The 4,357-nt window shown below is 47.5% G+C and carries 3 protein-coding genes; all 3 read right to left on the reverse strand.

What is annotated here, in order from left to right; genetic code table 11:
* Positions 1-1,557 (reverse strand): transketolase (gene tkt / locus JEU20_RS09800; RefSeq protein ID WP_198245415.1); only part of this gene is annotated, 1,557 nt, incomplete at its 3' end.
* A gap of 129 nt (positions 1,558-1,686) precedes the next feature.
* A complete protein-coding gene (gene pyk, locus JEU20_RS09805; protein WP_198245417.1) occupies positions 1,687-3,126 on the reverse strand; it encodes a pyruvate kinase in 1,440 nt (479 codons plus the stop codon).
* Positions 3,127-3,224: 98 nt separating this feature from the next.
* A complete protein-coding gene (gene gap / locus JEU20_RS09810; protein ID WP_198245419.1) occupies positions 3,225-4,238 on the reverse strand; it encodes a type I glyceraldehyde-3-phosphate dehydrogenase in 1,014 nt (337 codons plus the stop codon).
* Positions 4,239-4,357 lie beyond the last annotated feature (119 nt).

The following is a 4,357-nucleotide window of genomic DNA, read 5'->3' on the forward strand; positions in this document are numbered from 1 at the left end:
GGATAATACCAGAGCTGTTGGGCCGTTTTGGCGTTCCAATGCCGCTTTCCAGGCGACGGCCGTTTCAGTTGCATCACAAGGGCGCCAGACTGACATATTGGGAATCATACGCAGGGTAGCGATTTGTTCGACGGGTTGATGCGTCGGCCCGTCTTCGCCAAGGCCGATGGAGTCATGGGTGAACACATAGATACTGCGGATTTTCATCAATGCCGCCATGCGCAGGGCATTGCGGGCATATTCGGAAAACATCAGAAAGGTTCCGCCAAACGGAATAATACCACCATGACAGACCATGCCATTCATTATGGCGGCCATGCCGAATTCACGCACGCCATAATGAATATAATTACCGGCTGGGTCATCAGTAATTTCCATCGCCTCATCCCAGTCGGTTAAATTCGACGGTGTTAAATCAGCCGAACCGCCCATGATTTCAGGTAACAGCGGTGCATAGGCATTCAGGCAATTTTGTGAAGCCTTACGGGTTGCGATAGACTCGGCTTGTTGTTGTGTTTGTTGAATAAAAGCCTGGCTGTGTTGCGGCCAGTTATCGGGTAGATCACCTTGAAACCGGCGAACAAACTCCTCGGCCAGATCGGGGTGTTGTTGGGCGTAGCGCTTTAACTTATCCTGCCAGACTTGTTCCTGTTTTCTACCTTTTTCCCGAGCATCCCATTTTTTGTAGATGGGGTCAGGAATGTCAAAGGCAGGATGCGGCCAATGCAGAAGTTTTTTAGTTTTTTGTATTTCCTCTTCACCCAATGGTGCGCCGTGGCAATGTGCCGTACCTTGCTTGTTCGGAGAGCCATAGCCAATCGTGGTTCGACAAACGAGTAATGATGGTTTATGCGTAACCGAGCGCGCTTCTTCAATTGCGGCACGAATGGACTCAGGGTCATGACCGTTAACCCGGCGAATGACATGCCAGTCATAAGCATCAAAGCGTTTTACGGTATTATCGGTAAACCAGCCGCTGACTCGGCCATCGATAGAAATGCCATTGTCATCATAAAACACGATCAATTTACCTAGATGCAGTGTTCCGGCTAGGGAGCAGGCTTCGTGGGAAACTCCTTCCATTAGGCAGCCATCGCCAGCAAAGACATAAGTGTAATGATCGATGAGTTTGATATCGTCACTATTGAATTGTTCGGCCAGATTTTTTTCGGCAATAGCCATGCCGACGGCATTAGCGAGACCTTGTCCGAGCGGGCCTGTTGTGGTTTCTACGCCAGGCGTGATGCCAAATTCAGGGTGGCCGGGGGTTTTTGAATGCAGTTGGCGAAAGTTTTTCAGATCATCGATGCTGACATCATAGCCGGTTAAATGCAGCAGCGAATACAACAGCATCGAGGCATGGCCGTTGGATAAAACAAAACGGTCGCGATCGGGCCAGGCAGGATTATTTGGATTGTGGCGTAGAAAATCATTCCATAGAACTTCGGCAATATCGGCCATGCCCATCGGTGCTCCGGGGTGGCCCGAATTGGCTTTTTGAACGGCATCCATTGATAAAGCACGAATAGCATTGGCTAAGTCACGGCGGCTTGGCATTGTGATATCTCCTGATTAATGATCGGGTTATTATAACCAAAGCCGGATAGGAGAATAACCGAAAAAATGACAGGCAATAAAAAACCAGACAACAATGAGCTGTTGTCTGGTTTTCAAAGCGGTGGCAATTTAAGGTGTCAGACCTTCGCCGACAATCACAACTTTCATGGAGTTGGTGCCGCCTGGTTGGCCATCTAAATCACCTTTGGTGATGATGTATTGGTCACCTTTTTTAGCGTGTCCGCGGTCTTTAAGTTTATTGATAATGTTGCGGTTGATTTCAATTTTATCGACACTGTCAAATTGAAATGGAACCGGGAAAACACCGCGATAAATAGTTACCCGGTTGAGGGTATCTTCGTTTCGGCTAAAGGCAAAAATGGGAATACCTGAGCTGATACGTGACATCCATAAAGGCGTCGAACCCGATTCGGTCAATGCTGCAATACCGGCAATATCGGTATGATTCGCCAAGTACATTGACGACATGGCAATGCCTTCATCGATGCGTTTAAACTTCTCATCAACCCGGTGTGAAGAGCTTCTGACGCTAGGCTGTTTTTCTGTCTCTTTACAGATTCGAACCATCGCTTCCACGGTTTTAACCGGATATTTGCCAGAAGCCGTTTCAGCCGAGAGCATAATGGCATCGGTGCCATCGACAATCGCATTTGCAACATCAAATACTTCAGCTCGTGTCGGAATCGGATTTTCAATCATGGATTCCATCATTTGTGTGGCCGTAATCACAAACCGTTTAAGCTGTCTTGAGCGGGTGATTAAATGTTTTTGTGCGGCCGGCAGCCGGGCATCGCCGATTTCGACACCTAAGTCACCCCGCGCCACCATGATGCCATCGGACGCTAAAATGATTTCATCGATCACTTCCATTGCTTCGGCGCGTTCGACTTTGGCGACGATGGCCGCGTTGCAACCTTCGGCCTCGATTAGGCGACGGCCTTCTTCAAGATCGGCGCCACTGCGCGGAAAGGAAATGGCGACAAAATCAGCCTGGATTTTACCGATGGTCTTGATATCTTCTTTGTCTTTTTCGGTCAGTGCTGCCGCAGACAGGCCGCCGCCTAAAAGATTGATACCTTTATTGTTAGATAAGGTGCCGCCAACGACGACCTTGCAATGGATACGCTTGCCATCGGTTTCGACAACATCCATCACAATCCGGCCATCGTCTAATAGTAACCGGCTGCCGGGTTTGACTTCTTCGGCCAGAGGTTTGTAGGTAATGCCGACCTGGGTTTCATCGCCATCATGTTCGCCGAGGTTGATATCCAAATAGAAATCTTGACCTTCTTCCAGCCAGACTTTGGTGTTTTTAAAACGGGCGATTCGAATTTTTGGCCCTTGCAGGTCACATAAAATACCGACACGGCGACCGGTTTTTTTACTTATCTCGCGGACCTTGTTGGCGCGATCGATATGGTCTTGAGCCGAGCCATGGGAAAAGTTCATACGCACGACATCAACACCTGCGGCAAATAAACCTTCGAGTACGCCAGGTTTATCCGTAGCAGGGCCTAATGTGGCCAGAATTTTAGTTCTTCGTAGCATAATTTTTTTAAGTTTTCAGACTATCGTGAATGCCATTGTAGGCGACAGGGAATATTTATGAATGTCACGTCCCTGTGACTTTTGGGGATATTTAAGACTTATTTTGCATTCATTAATGCGAGTGTTGTATCCAGCATACGGTTTGAGAAACCCCATTCGTTATCATACCAAGCCAGAACTTTAACCAGTGTGCCATCAATGACTTTAGTCAATGATTTGTCGTAGGTTGAAGAGGCTGGGTTATGATTAAAATCAATCGAAACCAGTGGTTTTTCATTGATGTCCAGAATGCCTTTCAGATGGCCTTCAGAAGCGGCTGTCAGAATCTCATCAATTTCTTCTTTTGTGGTGGCACGGTTAGCGGTGAACGTCAGATCCACAATAGAGACATTGATAGTCGGTACGCGAACAGCAAAACCATCCAGTTTGCCCGCTAGATCCGGTAGTACCAGGCCAACGGCAGCAGCAGCACCGGTTTTAGTTGGGATCATAGATTGTGTGGCAGAACGAGCACGACGCAAGTCAGAATGATAAACATCAGTCAATACCTGGTCGTTAGTGTAAGAGTGAATGGTTGTCATCAGGCCGTGTTTGATGCCGATTGAATCTTTCAAAGGCTGAACCAGCGGTGCGAGACAGTTTGTCGTGCACGATGCATTTGAAATAATGGTGTCGCTTGCTTTTAGGGTGTTGTGGTTGACGCCATAAACGATAGTAGCATCAACATCGCTGCCGCCGGGCGCCGAAATAATGACTTTTTTAGCACCGGCATCCAGATGTGCGGAAGCTTTTGCTTTGCTAGCAAAAAAACCGGTACATTCATGAACCACATCAATGCCTAATTCAGCCCATGGCAATTTTGATGGATCTCTTTCAGCCAAAACCTTGATTCTGTCGCCGTTGATAATCAGATCGCCGCCATCGACAGAAACCTCACCTGGGAATTTACCGTGCGCTGAATCGTATTGAGTCAAGTGTGCATTGGTATTCGCGTCGCCCAGGTCGTTGATTGCAACAACTTGAATTTCATCGTTACGACCTGCTTCGTAGAGCGCGCGAACGATGTTACGTCCAATACGGCCATAGCCATTGATTGCAACTTTAATTGCCATAGAGTGTTTCTCCGGATGTGAGTGTGAAGGAAAAGAATGCCTTAAAGACACAAAAATCCTTCTAATAATAGCAAAAATCTAATAGAGCGTCTATTGACACGAAAAATATGAGGTCGATA

This window comes from methane-oxidizing endosymbiont of Gigantopelta aegis (genome assembly GCF_016097405.1).
Taxonomy (GTDB): Bacteria; Pseudomonadota; Gammaproteobacteria; order Methylococcales; family Methylomonadaceae; genus Methylomarinum.